The organism is Gammaproteobacteria bacterium, assembly GCA_015709615.1.
GTDB lineage: Bacteria > Pseudomonadota > Gammaproteobacteria > Burkholderiales > Nitrosomonadaceae > Nitrosomonas.
Genome location: CP054179.1, coordinates 2,065,194 through 2,082,473 on the forward strand (window position 1 = coordinate 2,065,194; position 17,280 = coordinate 2,082,473).

At 53.0% G+C, this 17,280-nt stretch carries 12 protein-coding genes; 5 read left to right on the plus strand and 7 right to left on the minus strand.

Features of this window, described 5'->3' with window-relative positions; genetic code table 11:
• Positions 1 to 238 precede the first annotated feature (238 nt).
• The 4 genes from HRU77_09990 to HRU77_10005 form a co-directional block, all read right to left on the minus strand.
• Positions 239 to 601 (minus strand): hypothetical protein, encoded by a 363-nt coding sequence (locus HRU77_09990; protein QOJ20993.1) that lies wholly within the window; start codon positions 599 to 601, stop codon positions 239 to 241.
• 466 nt (positions 602 to 1,067) lie between these two features.
• Positions 1,068 to 1,427: a YdbL family protein gene (locus HRU77_09995; GenBank protein QOJ20994.1), complete on the minus strand. Its 360-nt coding sequence runs from the start codon at positions 1,425 to 1,427 to the stop codon at positions 1,068 to 1,070.
• 25 nt (positions 1,428 to 1,452) lie between these two features.
• Complete coding sequence (locus HRU77_10000; GenBank protein QOJ20995.1) at positions 1,453 to 1,668, minus strand: YnbE family lipoprotein; 216 nt, start codon at positions 1,666 to 1,668, stop codon at positions 1,453 to 1,455.
• Between the two features lie 100 nt (positions 1,669 to 1,768).
• Positions 1,769 to 4,228: a YdbH domain-containing protein gene (locus HRU77_10005; protein ID QOJ20996.1), complete on the minus strand. Its 2,460-nt coding sequence runs from the start codon at positions 4,226 to 4,228 to the stop codon at positions 1,769 to 1,771.
• Between the two features lie 234 nt (positions 4,229 to 4,462).
• Between HRU77_10005 and HRU77_10010 the strand changes: the two genes are divergently transcribed.
• Entirely contained in the window at positions 4,463 to 5,473 is a 1,011-nt protein-coding gene (locus HRU77_10010; GenBank protein QOJ20997.1) for a metal-dependent hydrolase, read from the plus strand.
• A 14-nt stretch (positions 5,474 to 5,487) separates the two neighbouring features.
• On the opposite strand, the gene HRU77_10015 is transcribed toward HRU77_10010, so the two are convergent.
• Positions 5,488 to 6,189, minus strand: a complete 702-nt coding sequence (locus tag HRU77_10015; protein ID QOJ20998.1) for a type 1 glutamine amidotransferase — start codon at positions 6,187 to 6,189, stop codon at positions 5,488 to 5,490.
• Positions 6,190 to 6,354: 165 nt separating this feature from the next.
• Here HRU77_10015 and HRU77_10020 point away from each other — a divergent pair, with 165 nt between their 5' ends.
• Complete coding sequence (locus HRU77_10020) at positions 6,355 to 7,737, plus strand: DUF2868 domain-containing protein (protein QOJ20999.1); 1,383 nt, start codon at positions 6,355 to 6,357, stop codon at positions 7,735 to 7,737.
• A 3-nt stretch (positions 7,738 to 7,740) separates the two neighbouring features.
• Positions 7,741 to 9,144: a GTPase/DUF3482 domain-containing protein gene (locus HRU77_10025; protein QOJ21000.1), complete on the plus strand. Its 1,404-nt coding sequence runs from the start codon at positions 7,741 to 7,743 to the stop codon at positions 9,142 to 9,144.
• A gap of 139 nt (positions 9,145 to 9,283) precedes the next feature.
• On the opposite strand, the gene HRU77_10030 is transcribed toward HRU77_10025, so the two are convergent.
• Together HRU77_10030 and mgtA are read right to left on the minus strand one after the other, a co-directional pair.
• On the minus strand, positions 9,284 to 13,324 hold the full coding sequence (locus HRU77_10030) for a PAS domain S-box protein (GenBank protein ID QOJ21001.1): 4,041 nt from the start codon (positions 13,322 to 13,324) through the stop codon (positions 9,284 to 9,286).
• A 183-nt stretch (positions 13,325 to 13,507) separates the two neighbouring features.
• Positions 13,508 to 16,012, minus strand: coding sequence for a magnesium-translocating P-type ATPase (mgtA, locus tag HRU77_10035; GenBank protein QOJ21002.1), 2,505 nt, complete (start codon positions 16,010 to 16,012; stop codon positions 13,508 to 13,510).
• A 310-nt stretch (positions 16,013 to 16,322) separates the two neighbouring features.
• On the opposite strand from mgtA, the gene HRU77_10040 reads away from it, so the two are divergent.
• Both HRU77_10040 and HRU77_10045 read left to right on the plus strand, forming a co-directional pair.
• Entirely contained in the window at positions 16,323 to 17,006 is a 684-nt protein-coding gene (locus HRU77_10040; GenBank protein QOJ21003.1) for a zinc metallopeptidase, read from the plus strand.
• A gap of 25 nt (positions 17,007 to 17,031) precedes the next feature.
• Positions 17,032 to 17,226: a hypothetical protein gene (locus HRU77_10045; protein ID QOJ21004.1), complete on the plus strand. Its 195-nt coding sequence runs from the start codon at positions 17,032 to 17,034 to the stop codon at positions 17,224 to 17,226.
• The last annotated feature ends 54 nt before the right edge of the window (positions 17,227 to 17,280 follow it).

A 17,280-nucleotide genomic window follows, 5' to 3' on the forward strand; every position in this document is an offset into this window, starting at 1 on the left:
TGAGGTATTTTTTGAAGTCCGGATGTGGCAAGAGAGTTGTTAGTGAGCCGTTGCGGGAACGGTTGACCGCCGCATCACCTGTTGCAGGAAAACCAGTTCTGAAACGGAAAAAATGCGAATCCACAATAATGTAAACACCCCGAGCGCTACAAGTCTAAATACTTTTGAAAACTTGATTTAAGACTTGTAACGCTCTTTATTTCAGCGGCCCTATTTGATTAGGCCGCATTGCAAGAGCTTATTTTAAAAACTGATCTTCTTTCTTTTCTGCATTTTCTTCCGCAACTTTTGCGTTATTTTCACCATCTTCGGCTAATTTGCTGCCAACATAGCTACCCACCGCTCCACCAACCAGCGCTGGCATAACGGATTGCATAAGTGATGGGCTTTGAGCTGCTGCATTAGGTGCGGCAGCCGGTTGTGATGGATTTGCATTGGCTGCTTGCGCTTGAGCCGGGGCAGGCGCGGATTGTTTTTGTGAAGCAGCGGCTGCCGGTTTGGAATTAGACGGAGCTTTTGATACGCTGCCTTTGCTTTTTTTGGCATAAAGGTTGGGGGCAAACATCATCGTGATGAGTACTGCAAGAAGTAATTTTTTCATTGTATTAAGCCTATAAAATCAATTCTGAATTAAAGTTAAAAATCCGATCCGTTGTATCCTCAGTGCTGGCGATTGCTTTGCCGGATACAGCCTTATCGATGTAAGTGCGGATCATGGTTTTTGCCACTTGCTGTTAAAGCCGTGGCATGCAGGCGCAGCCGGTCTTTCATGTTTACTGGCCGGCAGGCCGTTAACGCGCGCCGCAATTTTGAGAATAATTCCGGATCGTGTCAATCGCTAAGCAAAAGTTTTCCGTATCCGGGAGGGTCCGTGCCGAAAATAATTTCTCGTCCATTGCCCGGGTTCTCATATAGAATGCCGGGACTTCAATTAATTGATGCAGGATATTTTGCCGAATGACTGATTGGATAGAAATTACGATTTATTCTGTAATTGCGTTAGTGGCGGGGCTGATTGTCGCGCAGATCATCAATGAGAAGCTTCGCAAATAAAATTTTCATACCCGCTATTTCTTTCTCCATTGCCCGTTGGTCTGAATCCAAGTTCCCGGTGGCACCGTGCGGATGATCTCCGCGGCGTAGACTTTCGCTACTTGTTCAATATCGATGCCTTGAGCGGCTGCTTTTTCCTGATAAATGGCCCGGCGCTTGGCGTTAATCTCGTCGGCTTCTTCCTTGGCGCCCGGTTCTCGTGCGACGACATAGCCATTATAACTTTCACCGATAGCGCCGGATGCGCGCAGATTCTCGAGGGAATCGGCCCAGGCCGGCAGTGCGGTGAGAATGGTAAGAATTAGGGCGAGCCGAAGCGCAAGGCTGACTCCCGGCAAAGATTTTTTAACGATCATGTTTGCAATACGCTGCATAGTATTCTCCTTGTCGCATTGAATATCAGAAGATGCCGGGGTTGGTCGCGATATCTTTTTTGGCTTGTTCTTCAAGCTTAACCCGGACATCCGCATCCAGCTTGATATTGAGATTAATCGTAATCGGTTCCTGTGGTGATTCCACTTTGACTGTCGGTGCGCATGCCGCGATCACCAGGCAGCAAAGAATCGGAATTGCTTTGACTTGCGTCGGGTTAGTTAGCTGACCAATTTTGCGCATGATGGTATTCCTTTTCTGATGGATTTTCGCACTACTTCGGGCTGAAATCCGGGTAATAGGCATTTCCGTGTTTCTTGCATGTAATCGAACTTAAGCCTGCTCAATGGAATTTTAACGAGCCGCGCAGGATTTCATGAGATAAGTTGTAACCTTGATTGATCGTTTGCAGAATTTTATCAATATCCGTTTCAAGCTTAATATTCAAACGAAATGCCCGCCCTTCTTTTACTGCGGGATTATTCCCTAACAGCGACAATTTGGCTACCAGATCATGCGTGACGGCTTTGTCGAGATCCATGGATAACTCAGTATAGTGAAAATCCTGCGCGGCTTGCAGCAATAAATTCATTTCCTTGCCGGTGGAAGCCAGCAGCTGCGAAGCTTTTTCCGATTGGAAGCGCAACACGCCCGGTGCTCGAGCCGCCAGATGACCCTGCGTGATCGTCACTTGATTTTCTTTTAATGTCAGCGGGATCTGACCGTCCAGATGGCCGCTGCCCGTCAATCCGTCAACTTTGATCAGATTAAAAAACGATTCCAGGTCGATGTTGCTGATGCGGATCAGCGTATCGGAGCGCGCCATCGCCGGATCGATAATGGTCGGCGCCACGGATACCGTGCCCTGAAGCATGGAAAACTGCGCTTGTTCGATGGCGATGCGCGGCGGAGTGGTGCCTTCGATATGATACGAAACCAGCAGGTTTTCCAGCGGAACACCGGCATCGATGCGTTGAATAGAAATCGTCTGCCGTGGCGGGGTGCGGGGAGACAATAAATCCGACAAGTTAAGACTTACATTCAGATCGGTGAGTTTAACGTTCTCGCGAGCGAACGATAGATTGCGCAGCTCAAATGCAGCCTGGCTATTTTGTATGCCTTTGTTGGACCATTTGAATTGGCTGTTGGCGCTGACCTGTCCGCTAACCGCATCGAGCTGTGCAAGTATCGGCGAAAGCGTGCCGGGTTGCAGGCTGTCCGGTGCAAAACGGATGGGAATGAACTCAACTTTCAGCATACCGTCGCCGCTGCCGGGCGCGTGCTGGCCGCTGACCTTCAAATAACGCAAATCCGGCACGCCGCCTGTCATGTTCAAGGCATACACCGCCGGTTCTCCATCAGCGGCTTCATCGCGGATGCTGCCCGAAATCGACAGCGCGGCAAATAGCGGTTCGGATGCCAGGTGCTGCAACCGGCCGATGGCGAAATCGGCGGCATTGCCCAGTTCGGCGTCATTCAGATAGGCAGTGGCGGACATGTCTTTCATTTGCAGTTGCGATTGCGGCAATGCGAAACCTGCATCGGCGATATTGAATCGTCCTTGGTAATCTTTGCCGGCGCTGAGTTTGCCGGTCAGCGTTATTTTTCCGGGATGAATCTGCGCGTCGATCGCGGAAGAGTCCGCACGATCCGCCCGCAAGCTCAGGTTGCCAGGAGTTACCGCGATATCGTGCGCCAGCGACCAGCCCTGGGCGCTTTTTGTCAAATCCAGATTCGCTTGCGGAATGGAAACCTTAAGCGCATTCAGCAAATGAACCGGAGCGCCGGAGTCGATTTTGCCTGCTGTAATCTGCCCTGGGGTGCGCAATCCAATGTGCCAGCTATCCTGCTTGGAAGTAATTTGCAGAGGTAAGGAAATCGATAACTGCCGGACGCTGAGCGGCTCCGCAGAAAACTGACCGCCCGTAAGTTCGAAATCCACTGATCCGGTCAACGATTGCGCCGCTGCGCGGATATCGCCTTTCAGGGTGATTTGGTCAACGGCGATATCGCCGGATGTTGGCGGTGCTGGGTTTTTGCCGGCTGTGTCCGCCGGTTTTGCAATCGCTATTCCTGGCAGTTTGATGCCGGTTAACGCGAATTCAGTCTGAATATGTTGCAGCTGCAATGCCGCAAACGAGAACGCCGCTTCACCGGCAAAGCGGGTAATTTTGGCTGCGGGCAATGCCAGCGCACCATCGGCAACGGTCATCTTGCCTTGTAGGTTGCCTTGTTTATCCAGCGTTGCAGTCAGCAAGCTTTTGCTTTGCGCAAGCGCGCCGGAAACAATGACGCTCAGTTGTATCGCTTGACCATCCGGCTGGCGCTGCGCGATCTCGCCGGATAGCGCAATATCGGCGTTGCCAGCGGCGGAATGCAGGTGTATGACCGAATCTTTGAGTGACAAGCCGGGCAGCCAGGGAATGCTGATGCCTGTTCCGGATGGAGCCGTCATGGGTTGGGTGGAACTCAAAGGCGGCCGCGCGTCCAAATCGAACGCAGCTTGCAATCCGCTGATTTCGATTGCGAGCGATTTTCCCATCAACAGATCCGGCAAGTGCCACGTCGCGAGCAGATGATCCAAACGCAATTCTTTGTTGTTGCCTGCCGTCAAGCCGTTCAAGCGGAAAGCACTCAACGAGATGTCCAGTTCCGTGAGGGATTGCAACGGCAAGCCCTGCTTGTTCAATTGCTGACCGATCAGCGCGTGTAGCAACGGATTGCGGAAAATATAAAGCGCCGCCCCGGCAAAAACGATGAGGCTGATCAGGATCAGTAATCCGGTTTTAAAGAGTTTTCCCATTGCGTCAATTGTGTGCGATTACAAACATTGAATGAGCTTTCAATCCGATTAATACATCTCTGATTGGTCTTATTTAAAATTCTCAACGCCGAAACAAGATAACACAACGCACTGGCCTTGCAGCATTTTATGTTCCGCCATAGGTGCGCGAATAAATCGTTAAGCAACGCGCACCTCTTTTATACTACGCATCTTCTGCACAAGGAACGGTTTTTTCACGATCGCTACACAACTATGGATTTATTGACTCAGGGATTACTCGGCGCCACGATGGCGCAATCGGGCGCGAAACAACAGGAAACGCGGCTAGCAACCGGCATCGGTTTTTTTGCCGGCATTGCGGCGGATGTCGATATTTTGATTCAATCAGAAAACGATCCGCTGCTGAATATCGAATTTCACCGGCACTTCACCCATTCGTTGTTTTTCGTGCCGCTCGGGGCATTGGTCGCCGCGTTGCTGCTTTGGCCGTTTTTACGCAAGCGTCTGCCATTTTCCCGGCTGTATTTGTTCACTTTTCTCGGTTATTGCCTGAGCGGAACGCTCGATGCATTTACCAGCTACGGCACCAATTTGTTGTGGCCGGTGAGCGACGAACGCGTCGCGTTGAATATCATCTCGGTGCTGGATCCGGCTTTTACCTTGATTTTGCTGATTGCAGGGGCGGTTGCGTGGAAAAAATACAATCATGCCGCGGCGCGAATCGGCCTAGTGCTGGCGGCAGCCTATCTGTCGTTCGGCTGGATGCAAATGCAGCGCGCCGAAACTGCCGCTACCGCATTGATTACCGAACGCGGTCACCACGCCGAACGGTTGCTGGTCAAACCAACACTGGCTAATCTGGTGTTATGGCGCTCGATTTATGAATCTGAAGGTCAATTCCATGTCGACGCAATCCGCGTCGGCCTATTTTCCGCGCCGCGTATTTATCCGGGCGAATCGGTTGAAAAATTCGTTTTGGAACGTGATTTGAACGGATTATCAGCTTCCTCCGTGCTGGCGCAGGATATCGCGCGCTTCAGTCATTTCTCGTCTGGATACCTCGCCATCCGCCCGCAACAGCCCAGTGTACTCGTCGATGTGCGTTATTCCAATTTACCGACGACAACTGCACCGCTGTGGGGCATCGAGATCGACCCGGCGCACCCCGACCGGCACGCGCAGTATAAGCTCTATCGCGATTCATCCAGCGCCACGCGCGAGAAGTTTCTGAGGTTATTGCTGGGTGAGCATATTTTGGATTGAGTGTGACAGCCAGGTTATTTCAAATTCACAATCCATTTTTTATACAACCGCTCCGCCACCGCATTCAGCGCCGCCACGCGTTCGGGCAAATCCTTTTCAATTTCTTCCAGCGGTTGTACCGACGGTTCATTGAAGCTGGCGAGTTCTTCCGCGCCGACGCTGCACCAGTCGATGACCAGGCGTTCGGTCATTTCGACGTGGCATTGCATGCCGAGGTGCATGCCTAAGGCAAAAGCCTGATTGGCGCAATACGGACTGGAGAGGATGCAGGTGGCGTCTTGCGGGATGCTGAATGCTTCGCCGTGCCAGTGAAATGAATTGAAACCGGACAGATCGCCGAACCATTCACGCGCCACCGCATTATCCGGCACCGTGACTTCGCCCCAGCCCATTTCCTTGACTGGGTTGGCGCTAATCACGCCGCCCAAGGCTTTGGCCATGAGCTGGCCGCCGAGGCAGTGGCCCAGTACCGGCACATCGGCTGCGATTGCCTGACGGATCAGCGATAATTCCTGTCCGATCCACGGCAAACCGTCGTTGACGCTCATGGTGCCGCCCATGAACACCAAACCGCTGAATTCATCGATGCCGACCGGTAGTTTTTCTCCGGCGTCGATTTTGATCAAGCGCCACGGAATATGATTGTTGTCGAGAAATGTGGCAAAATAGCCGGGCCCTTCGATGGGAATGTGCCTAAAAATTGCTACTGGTTTCATGAAATTTTCCTGCCGTAATTTTGAATAATCTGATGACGAATTTTAGCTTGTTTTGCCGCCTGTTTTTTGCTGAAAATCCGGGTATTTTTCTTTGAACGCCGTGAAGTACAACAACACCGCCTATCGTAATATCCCGCCGGTTATTTTTCCGCAACGGATGCCGCCATGCCGGTAAATTCCCATACCTTCGTTGATCTGGTGCGCATCGAGCAATTGCGCAAGATTGAGTCCGTCAAAGCTGCGGAGTTATCGTACGATGGCGTGAAAAATATGCCAGGCTCGGCGAGCGGCGATTTCAACTACGCGGAATTCGTCGACCGATTGGCGGTTCGCGCCGGTCACTTGATTCGCGACAACGCATTGGAAGACGCGTTGCAGCAGCCGCGCAGGCAATTTGTCCGTGCCCGCCGGATTTGTCTGGCGCTTGCGGTGATTTTGGGCGGATTGGCTTCCAGTCAGGCCGTCAGCGAATCGTCGACATTGAATATTTACTGGTTGCTTGCGGTGCTGCTCGGTTTTAACACGCTGTCGCTGCTGCTGTGGTTATCGGGCATCGCCCTGAATTTGCAAAGCTTGAGTAGCGGCATCGTGGCGCAATTGGCCAGCTGGCTGCCGTACCGGAACAAACAAAACCCGGCGATTCCGTCGCTGGCGTCGCATGCTTGGTGGGAAACCTGTTTGACCGGTAATGTTGGCAAATGGCGCATCAGCGTGCTGACGCACCAATTCTGGCTGACCTACCTGAGCGCCGGTCTGGTGCTGTTGATCTTGCTAATGCTGGCGAAGCAATATAATTTCATTTGGGGCACGACATTGCTGCCCGACAGCGCTTTACCGGGATTGACACAGATGCTCGGAACGCCGCTGGAAGGGCTGGGGTTAAAAATTCCCGATAATCCGCAAACGGTAGCGAGCCGGGTCGGCGTCATGAAGCAGGATGCGGAAACGCGCACCGCATGGGCGACTTTCCTGATCGGCGCGGTGCTGGTTTACGGTCTGTTGCCGCGCTTGCTGGTGCTGGGCTTTTCGCTGCTCATGCAAAAATGGAGCGAGCACCGCTTCAAGCTGGATTTGTATCTACCTTATTATATTGAGCTGCGTCAGCGCTTGATGGCGCGTGAAGTAAAAGCCGCAGTGATCGATGCCGATCCGCACGCCGGTGTGAAACCCAAGGAAGTGGAGCGCCCGCCGGAAAATGTCGCCATCCCGGCCAACGCGCAAGCCATCGGCATTGAATTGGATGAGGCGACGCACTGGCCGGATTCCGTAATTTTCCGGTTGAATATCATCGACCAGGAATCGCACGATGAAGCCATGGCGTTGATCAAGAATCTCAACAGTCCATTATTACTGGGCGTGGCGGCGCATCGTCTGCCCGATCGCGGCGTGCAGCGTTTGATCAAGGAACTGGTCGATGGCTGCCCGGCCAAGCCGTGGCTGATTCTCTTGAGCAAGCCGTCGGCGCCGGTTACCAGCGCGCGTGAGTTTGCCTGGTTCCGCCTGGCCGAAGCTTGCGGCATTCCGGCCGAACATGTCATTACGCGCTAACTCATGATGATGCAAAATCCTCAGCGCATGCAAAGCGCCGCCATACTGAATGTCGCGGTCGTCGGGCATACCAACACCGGCAAAACGTCGCTGATCCGCACCATGCTGCGCAGCACCGAATTCGGCGTCATTGAAGATGCCGCCGGCACCACGCGGCATGTCGAGCAAGCGGCTATTTCCGCTGACAATGAACCGGTTCTGAATTTGTACGATACGCCCGGACTGGAAGACTCGAGAGCGCTATCGGCGCATATTAAGAAGCTGAGCGCGAAATCAAAAGCGCTGACTTCCTTGCAGATTCTGGAGCAGTTCGTCGCGCAGGCCACCGTGAACGACCCGCTGGAACAGGAAGCCAAGGTGGTCCGGCAAGTGTTGCGCAGCGATATTCTGCTGTACATCATCGATGTGCGCGAGCCTTTCCTGGAAAAATACCGCCTGGAATTGGAAATTCTTACGCAAGCGGGAAAACCGGTTATCCCGGTGTTCAACTTTATCGCCGGGCATGACCATGCGCTGGCTAAGTGGCGCGAACATCTGGCGGCTTTCCACATGCATGCGACGCTGGAATTCGATACCGTGGCGTTTTCGTTCGAAGCGGAAAAACGCTTGTACCAGAAAATGCAAACGCTGGTGGAATCCCATTACGACCGGTTGCAGAAACTGATCGATTACCGCGCCAAATTATGGAACCAGCTTTGCTTGTCGGGCGCCAAGCGGGTTGCCGAGTTGATCGTTAACGTGGCTTGCTACCGTGAAAGCAAAGGAACACAAAGCAATTCGATTGCGCATTCTCTGATTGAAGACCGCTTGCACGACTTTGTGCGCAAAGCTGAGCAGAGCTGCCTGCACGATTTGCTGGCCATTTTCAATTTCTCGGAAAAAGACGTCGCCATCCAGAAAATTCCGGTCAGCAATGGCCAGTGGCAGTTGGATATTTTCGCGCCTGGCATCCTCAAAGCGTATGGGCTGGATCTCGGCAGCGCCGCGGCCAAAGGCGCAGCGGCCGGTGCCGGGATCGATTTGATGGTCGGCGGCATGAGCTTGGGCGCAGCCAGCGCATTGGGCGCTCTCGCCGGTGCCGGTTGGTCGACGTTCAAACGCTATGGCGATGAAATCAAGGCAACGGTCAAAGGTACTCAATGGCAGTGCGCCGACGAAACCACACTGCAAATTCTGTATCTGCGCCAGAAACATCTGCTTAAAAAACTGATGCATCGCGGTCATGCGGCGCAGGATACGGTGCACGTGGATAAAGCCGACAACGAAAAATTGCCTGCCAATTGGAGCAAACTGACCAGCGCGTTACGCCAGAACCCCGCTTGGCAAGAACCTTCCGCCGCACGCAACAGCAATCAGCAGTACCAGGAGATAGAGGCGAAGCTGGTGGAAGCGTTGCTGGAAAATTAAGGAAGCTCCGAAAAACTACTACGTCGGTCATGCGGTGTTGAAATCAGACTCGAAATGCTTATTTACACCTCGTAAACTGCGCTTTCTCGCCTGATTTCGCTTTGTATCGGCTGTTTCAAAAACGTTCTTCAACGACCTGTTAAGCCGAAGAGCTCCTACCGGCGCTATTTTTGGGTAAAAACCGTTCAAGAATCCGGATCAATTGATCGGGATCGAAAGGTTTGGGCAAGTAAGCATTCATACCTATTCTTATCAATTCTTGCGGATCGTGCTGCATGATGTTGGCGGTCAGTGCGATGATCGGAATTTCATTGAGATGCAGGTCTTGGCGGATACGCCGGGTGGCTTCCAGACCATCCATCTCCGGCATTTGCAGGTCCATGAAAATCAGATCGAACGGCGCTTCGGTTGTTTTGAGCAAGTCCAGGCATTCCACACCGTTTTGCGCCAGACTCACGGCGATTCCCAAATTGTTCAGCAATTCGGTGATCAGCATTTGATTGAATTCATTGTCTTCCACGACGAGGATATGAGCACCGGGGAATTGTTTCTGAACCGGAATCGCCGGTTGATCCGCTTGACCGGCCTTGCTTGCGTCGAACAGCGAGGTCACCGTATCAAGCAGATTGAGCGGCGTAAACGGTTTTATGAGCACGCTGATCGCGCTGTTGGCTTCAAACTGATCGGTAAATGCCGGATCCATATTGTTGCTGATCACTATAATTTTGGGGCGGCGCGCAACAGGGAACGCGGCTTCGATAGCTTGAATCGTCTCGCGGTAACGCGTATCGGCCAAGCGCGTCATCAGCAGCAGCAAATCGAACGGCACCTGGCTGGGATCGGCAAACATTCTGACCGATGCCGTGCCGTTATCGACAGCCACCGCGCTCCAGCCCATGGATTGCACAATTTCCGTGACGGCTGCGCGCGTAACCGCGTGGTCGTCGATGATCATAACTTTGAGTGTTTGCAGATTGGCGGGAATGGCCACCCACGGTTCTCCATGCTGGTTTTTACGCTGCAATTTGACCGTGCAGTGGAACTTGCTGCCTACGCCATGTTCGCTTTCGGCGACGATATTGCCGCCCATTTGCTGCGCCAGGCGGTGGGAAATGGATAAGCCCAGACCGGTGCCGCCGAAACGCCGCGTGATGGACGAATCGGCCTGCGCGAACGCCTGAAAAAGGTGCGCCATTTGGTCGCCGGTCATGCCGATGCCGCTGTCGGTTATGCTGAAAATCAACGTGGTGCTTTCGGCGTCACCGGTGGAATCGGCTGCAATGCGGATAATCACTTCGCCGCGGTCGGTGAACTTGATCGCATTATTGGTGAGATTGACGAAAATCTGACTGAGTCTGAGCGGGTCGCCGACAAAATGCCTCGGTACATCGGGTTCGACATAAAAAAGCACGTCGACTGTTTTGTCCTTGGCCGCTATCGAAGCGATCGCCGACAGATTTTCCAGAATCGTGTTGAGATCGAAAGCGATATGATCCAATTCGATTTTGTTGGCCTCTATTTTGGAATAATCCAGAATATCGTTGATCACCCCCAACAAAATGTTGGACGAGCCTTCGATGTTGCGCAGGTAAGCGCTTTGCCGCGCATCCAGACTGGTTTTGCCTAATAGATACGCCATCCCCAGTACGGCATTCATCGGCGTGCGGATTTCATGCGACATCATCGCCAGGAAGCGGGTTTTGGCGTTGCTGGCCGCTTCCGCCTGCTGGCGCGCCTCAATCAGCATGACTTCGCGCTCTTTGCGTTCGGTGATGTCCTGATGTGTGCCGAACATCATCAGCGGTTTGCCGTCCGCGGTCCAGCTCAATACCTTGCCGCGATCCAGCACCCAGATCCAATGTCCCGCTTTATGCCGCATGCGCGCCTCGTATTCGTAATAAGGGATCTTGCCGGCGAAGTGGTCTTTGAGCTGTGTTTCGGATTGTTTCAAATCGTCCGGATGCGCATATTTAAGCCAGGTCTCGATAGATGTCGGAGCCAGCTCGTCGAGGGTGTAGCCGATGATTTCAGCCCAGCGCGAATTGAAAATGACTTGCCCGCTTTGCACATTCCATTCCCAGGTGCCGATGTGTGTTCCCTCGATGATGTTGGATAGGCGCAAGCGCTGATATTCCAATTCCTTTTCATGCTGCTTGCGTACGGTGATGTCACGCGATGAGGCGTAAATCAGTTTTCTGCCGGAGATTTCCAGTCTTCTGGCATTGATCTCGACATCGAAAACCGTGCCGTCCTTACGCCGGTGCAGCGTTTCGAACACGCGCGGAGTTGTCGAGACTTCGCGCACTGCGGCGATCAACTTTTCCCTGGGAATCATGGCGTCCCAGTCCATCACGTTCAGCCGGGCGGTTTCCTCGTTGGAATAGCCGAGCATCTTGGCGAATGCGTGGCTGAATTCCACCACGTTGCCATCTTCATCCAAGATATGTACGCCGTCGCTGGCGAACTCCAATAAAGCGGAGAATTTCAACGAAATGTTTTTCAGTTCGGTAATATCGTTGGCGTAGCCATTCCAGATGATACTGCCGTCAGTTTGTTTTTCCGGTTTCGAATGCGCGTGTATCCAGCGGATCTCATTTTCCTGGATCATAATCCGGAAATCTGCGTGCCAGTCGTTTCCAGTGCTGGCGGATTCTCGGATCGACCGATTGAATGTTTCAAGGTCTTCGGGATGAACAAGGGAAAAAATGGCGGATGCATCGGTGGCGACGCTTTCGGGCGATACGCCGAGGATTTCCGTTATTCCGTTGCTGGCATATGGTACACAATGGCGTCCGTCGGGAAATAGCTGGAATTGATAAATGAAACCGGGAATGCTATTGGACAGGTTTTCAAGAAATTTATGGCTCTTGATGAGTTGCGTTTCCAGACTCTTGCGCACCGTAATGTCGACTAAGGTAATCAAGTGGTGGTGCCTGGCCGATGTAAACGAATCCAGCGATGATGCGGTGGCGATCACGCTGCGCGGGGAGCCGTCTTTACTGCGAATGACGACGTCGAGCGGCTCAAAGTTTGTATGGTCCCTGAGTGATTTTTCCAGATGTTCGCGCCAGGTGGTCTCCACCTGCTGGCGATAAGCCGGATCCGGGTATGCTTTGGGCCACCATTCCGCCAATGTCGGGATATCGTCCAAGGTATAACCGAATGTCTGAATGAACGCTTTGTTCAGGAAAACGATATTGTGTTGATCATCGTTAATCGCTTTGGGTATCGGCGATGAATCGATGATCGCGTAAAGCCTGGCTTCGCTTTTCCGCAGCTCTGCTTCCACTCGACTGCGCTCGGTGAACAGGATGCTGACAAATTGCGCCGTAAGCGAAATGCCGAGGATGAAGATGTTCATGTCGAAGATGTGCGGACTTTCATCTACGACAAAAGGGCCGAATTTGCGTGCCGTTTCAAACAGTGCCAACACGGTGATGCCGCTGCATATCAGCGATACAACGGCCAATCCGCTTTTTATCGCAATCCACAGCAGCAGCGGCACATAGATCACCAGTGCAAGGGAAATACCGCTGAAAGCGGAATTGCCAAATACCAGCCAGGTAGCCGGTAGCATCAGAACTATCGGCACGATGGCAGGGCGCATGGATTGCCGGATACCGGCGATCCCGCCGGGTGAAGAAAACGCAATCAGCAGAAACGGCGTTACCAGAAATTGCCCCAGACTGTTGCCGAACCACCAGTAAAGCCAGGATTGGAAATAGTTTTGCGGTTCCTGGATGACATTGAAGAATAGCAGCGTGATCGTTCCGAAGGTGGCGCTGAACGGCTGGAGGACCAGAAAAATCATGCCGGTCAGGCGGCTGAAGTCATGCACGCTGTTAAGTGTTGAATCCAGTTTCCAATGTTTGAATAAAATGGCTGCAATCACCGCTTCGATGCTGTTGATCGCGGAAATCGCGAGCGCCGGCAGGAATTCCAGTCCGCTGCTGAGTGCCAGCGCCAGCTGCCCCAGGAAAACACCCGGCCAGACTTTGCGCCCGAGTAAAATAGCGGCAGCCAGCGCGATGCCCTCGGCGACGAAAAAAACCGGCGTGACAATAACGTGCGAAACGGAGATCAGAAAGCTGATGTGGCCAAACACAAAATATAAACCAGCTAACGCGAGGAGCTGAAGAATGTAACGGCGCAAGGCGGGCGGCTGATTGTTACTTAGCATGAAAGGGCAGGAAATCGATCGAGTGAGCGTTAATGCAGATGGCGGTTAAACATGGCTGAATGTGGCATAAAGTAGAGATTAGCATGATGAAGATTAAAACAAAATGTTCTGCCGGTAATTGTTAATCAACGTGAGAAAGCACTCAACGGCTGCGAAAAACGGTTTTTGACATTTTGTTGGATCTCACGCGTTGAACGGTTTACGCGGGAAATTGTTCAACCGCCGGTAGAACCACTGTTTGCAGTATTCAACCGCGAGCAGATAAGCACAGATGAGAACGGTCAATAACCCGAAAAACAGCGTCGGCAGCGGCGTGAAGCCGAGATATTCCGCCAGCGGACTCAGCGGGAGCAGCATGGCGATCGCCACAATGCTCAGCGAAGTAACGGTCAGCCAGCGGTTCGGATGGCTGGAGAAAGGATTGCGCCGCGTCCGGATGATGAAAATAACCAGCACTTGCGTGGCGATCGATTCGACAAACCAGCCGGTGCGGAACAGGGTTTCATCGGCGTCGAATACGGCGATGAGCAAATAAAAAGTAACGAAATCGAATAGTGAGCTGATCGGGCCGATGGTCATCATGAAATTGCGGATGAAATTCATGTCCCACTGACTCGGCTGCGCCAGATCTTCCCGGTCGACATTGTCCATCGGCAAGGTGATTTCAGACAGATCGTACAGTAAATTGTTTAACAGAATTTGCAACGGCAACAGCGGCAGAAACGGCAAAAAAAGTGTCGACGCGGCCATGCTGAACATATTGCCGAAGTTCGAGCTGGTCGCCATCATGATGTATTTCATCACGTTGCCAAAGGTGCGCCGCCCTTCGATGACGCCGGCGTGCAGTACTTTGAGATCGTGCTCCAGCATGATCATGGCGGCTGCTTGCTTGGCCACGTCCACCGCGCCGGCGACCGAAATGCCGATGTCGGCGGTATGCAGCGAAGGGGCATCGTTGATGCCGTCGCCGAGATAGCCCACGACATGCTTGCGCGCTTTCAGCGCCAAGAGCACCCGGTTCTTTTGCGCCGGATTGACGCGGCAAAACAGATTGACTTCTTCCACGCGTGCAAGCAATGCATCGTCCTGCATGGCGGCGATTTCTTTTCCGGTCAGCACGCCGGTGACGGGCAAATTCAACTGATTGCATACATGACGCGTGACCAGTTCGTTATCTCCTGTGAGGATTTTCACTTGCACGCCGCTCGCTTGCAGCGCGGCCAGGACCGGGCCGGCGCTGACTTTGGGCGGATCCAGAAAAGCCGCAAAACCGCAGAACACCAACTCACTTTCATCGGTGACGACGGCATAGGCATGATCCGGCGCCACCTTGCGCCAGGCAATGCCGAGTACCCGGAAACCGTCGGTTCCCAATTGATCGAGCAGCCGGTTGATCGATTGCAGCGCGGTTTCATCCAGGGGAGCAACGGCACCAGTTTCATCTTCATACTGGGTGCAAAGACCGAGAATATCTTCGGGCGCGCCTTTGACCGCCAACATACGGGTTTCTGCGCGCTCCACCAGCACCGATACGCGGCGGCGCTCGAAATCAAACGGTACTTCGTCGATTTTTTTCCAGCCGGCGGCGGCGATTTCACGGTGTAGCAGAATGGCGTCGTCCAACGGACTTTTCAGTCCGCTTTCAAAATAACTGTTGAGATAGGCGAGCTCCAAGACGCGCTGCGTTTCCCGGCCTTGGGCGTTGACATGGCGTTCCAGGCGGATTTTCGCTTCCGTCAGCGTGCCGGTTTTATCGGTGCAGAGAATATCCATCGCGCCCATGTCTTGGATCGCCGACAACCGTTTGACAATGACTTTTAGAGCGGCCATGCGCAGCGCGCCGCGGGTCAGCGTGACCGATACCACCATGGGCAATAATTCGGGCGTCAAACCAACCGCCAGTGCCACGGCAAACAAGAACGAGTCGAGCAAGGGACGATGCAGCACAACATTGACCAGCAAGGTGAACAGAACCAGCAGAAAAGTAAAACGCATGATCAGCATGCCGAATTGGCGGATGCCGAGTTCAAACGCGGTGGGCGGCGGTTTCTTTTCCAAGCTGCCGGCGATTTGTCCGAGCGCGGTCGCCTGGCCGGTGCGGGTAATGCGCATCCGGGCGGAACCGCTGATCACGGTGCTGCCCATGAATACCGCGGATTTTGCTTCGATATCCCACGGATCGGGATCCGCCGGAGTTTCCGCATATTTCTCGACCGGATAGGGTTCTCCGGTCAGTTGCGATTGGTTGATGAAGAGATCTTTCGCGTCGAGCAGTTGACCGTCCGCCGGGATCAGGTCTCCAGCCGACAAGTAGACAGTGTCGCCCGGCACCAGCCGGGTCACCGGAATCTCGGATAATTCGCCGTCACGCAGCACGGTCGCGGTAACGGCGACTTGCGCCGCTAATTTTGCCGCCGACCGGCCGGCACGGTATTCCTGAATGAAATCCAGTGTGACACTTAGCAGAATGATGACACCGATGATCAACGCGCTGATCTCGTCGCCATTCAGCGCGGATATGGTGATGGCAATCAGCAGCACCAAGACCAGCGGATTATAAAAATGCGCGAGAAACTGCATCAGGACGGAGCGCTGTCTGACGGGCTTGACTTCGTTTACGCCGTGTTGCTTCAAGCGGATCGCTGCTTCAGCGCTGCTTAAACCGGTATCTGTCGGATCGTTAACCATTTTATCTCGAGCCGTGCATGTTCCGATCGATTATAGCGGCTTTGCGATCGTTTGATGATCCGGTTATGAAACACATCCCGGAACAAATAAATAGCACCTTTTGATTGCTCTGATCAGGTAATCAAAAGAATGGTTTTGCTGCTATTCTCGGGACTCGATACGGCGCTTTATTGTCGTTTCATCCCAAGGCAAGCGGTATAATTTGCGGATATTTCCCGATAATTGATTTACAGGGATATTACCGGGCGGTGCGTGAGATGACCGGTAAATTCCGTGTGGAACCAATTATTCATGCGGTTATCTCAGGTTTATGCTTTATTTGATACTGATTACTGTCTTTGCCGCGCTTATCGTGGGACCTTCCTACTGGGTTAAGCATACCCTGGAAAAATACAGTCATCCCGATGACCGTTATCCGGGCACAGGTGCCGAACTGGCGCGCATTCTGCTGGATTGGGCCAATTTACAGTCAGTGACGGTTGAAGTGTCGGAACAGGGCGATCACTATGATCCGATAGCAAAAGCGGTGCGCCTGACAGCGGATAAATTTAACGGCAAATCGCTAACCGCGATTACAGTGGCGGCGCATGAAGTCGGGCACGCCATTCAGGATCGGGATGGTTATGTGCCGCTGAAGTTGCGAACGCGCTTGGTTCAGATAGCAGCTCCGGCGGAGAAATTGGGTGCGGCGATTTTGATGATTGCGCCTGTCATCACGGTTGCGACGCGTGCGCCGGTTGCGGGTGCTTTGTTTGTTGCGGGCGGTCTGTTAACACTGGGAACCGCGGCGGTTATTCATATGATCACGCTACCGATGGAGCTGCATGCCAGTTTTTCGCGCGCATTGCCGATGCTGGAACAAGGCAAGTATCTTATCCCAGGGGATGAGCCGCATGCGCGCAGGATTTTGCGTGCCGCAGCGTGGACGTATGTTGCCGCTTCACTGATGACGCTGCTCAATATCGGCCGCTGGTGGGCGATTTTGCGGCGCTAGGAAACTTGGGGAAGGCGGACAGCCGATGTTGGCCAGAAAAAATCGAGCGAAAAATGCAATTGGCAATGATAGAAGCGCATTCTGGGTCTCATTTCAAGGTAACATGGCGGCGAATGCAGCAGTTCTTAAGCGCTTTTTTGATTGCGGAGAAGCGGTAAAATCTTCCTTGTTTGTGATAGTTGCCTTCTTGACCCTGTCAAATAAGCAACTTACCATGTAAAGCTCAATGTGAATTTAGTGGCGTATCTGTAGGGAATCAAAAATCTTTTTTGTT

Coding starts and splice junctions, on each gene's coding strand:
- HRU77_10045 (QOJ21004.1), top strand. CDS start 17,032: ATGTTGGCCAGAAAAAATCGAGCGAAAAATGCAATTGGCAATGATAGA.
- HRU77_09995 (QOJ20994.1), bottom strand. CDS start 1,427: ATGCAGCGTATTGCAAACATGATCGTTAAAAAATCTTTGCCGGGAGTC.
- HRU77_10000 (QOJ20995.1), bottom strand. CDS start 1,668: ATGCGCAAAATTGGTCAGCTAACTAACCCGACGCAAGTCAAAGCAATT.
- HRU77_10005 (QOJ20996.1), bottom strand. CDS start 4,228: ATGGGAAAACTCTTTAAAACCGGATTACTGATCCTGATCAGCCTCATC.
- HRU77_10040 (QOJ21003.1), top strand. CDS start 16,323: ATGCTTTATTTGATACTGATTACTGTCTTTGCCGCGCTTATCGTGGGA.
- HRU77_10010 (QOJ20997.1), top strand. CDS start 4,463: ATGGATTTATTGACTCAGGGATTACTCGGCGCCACGATGGCGCAATCG.
- HRU77_09990 (QOJ20993.1), bottom strand. CDS start 601: ATGAAAAAATTACTTCTTGCAGTACTCATCACGATGATGTTTGCCCCC.
- mgtA (QOJ21002.1), bottom strand. CDS start 16,012: ATGGTTAACGATCCGACAGATACCGGTTTAAGCAGCGCTGAAGCAGCG.
- HRU77_10020 (QOJ20999.1), top strand. CDS start 6,355: ATGCCGGTAAATTCCCATACCTTCGTTGATCTGGTGCGCATCGAGCAA.
- HRU77_10030 (QOJ21001.1), bottom strand. CDS start 13,324: ATGCTAAGTAACAATCAGCCGCCCGCCTTGCGCCGTTACATTCTTCAG.
- HRU77_10015 (QOJ20998.1), bottom strand. CDS start 6,189: ATGAAACCAGTAGCAATTTTTAGGCACATTCCCATCGAAGGGCCCGGC.
- HRU77_10025 (QOJ21000.1), top strand. CDS start 7,741: ATGATGATGCAAAATCCTCAGCGCATGCAAAGCGCCGCCATACTGAAT.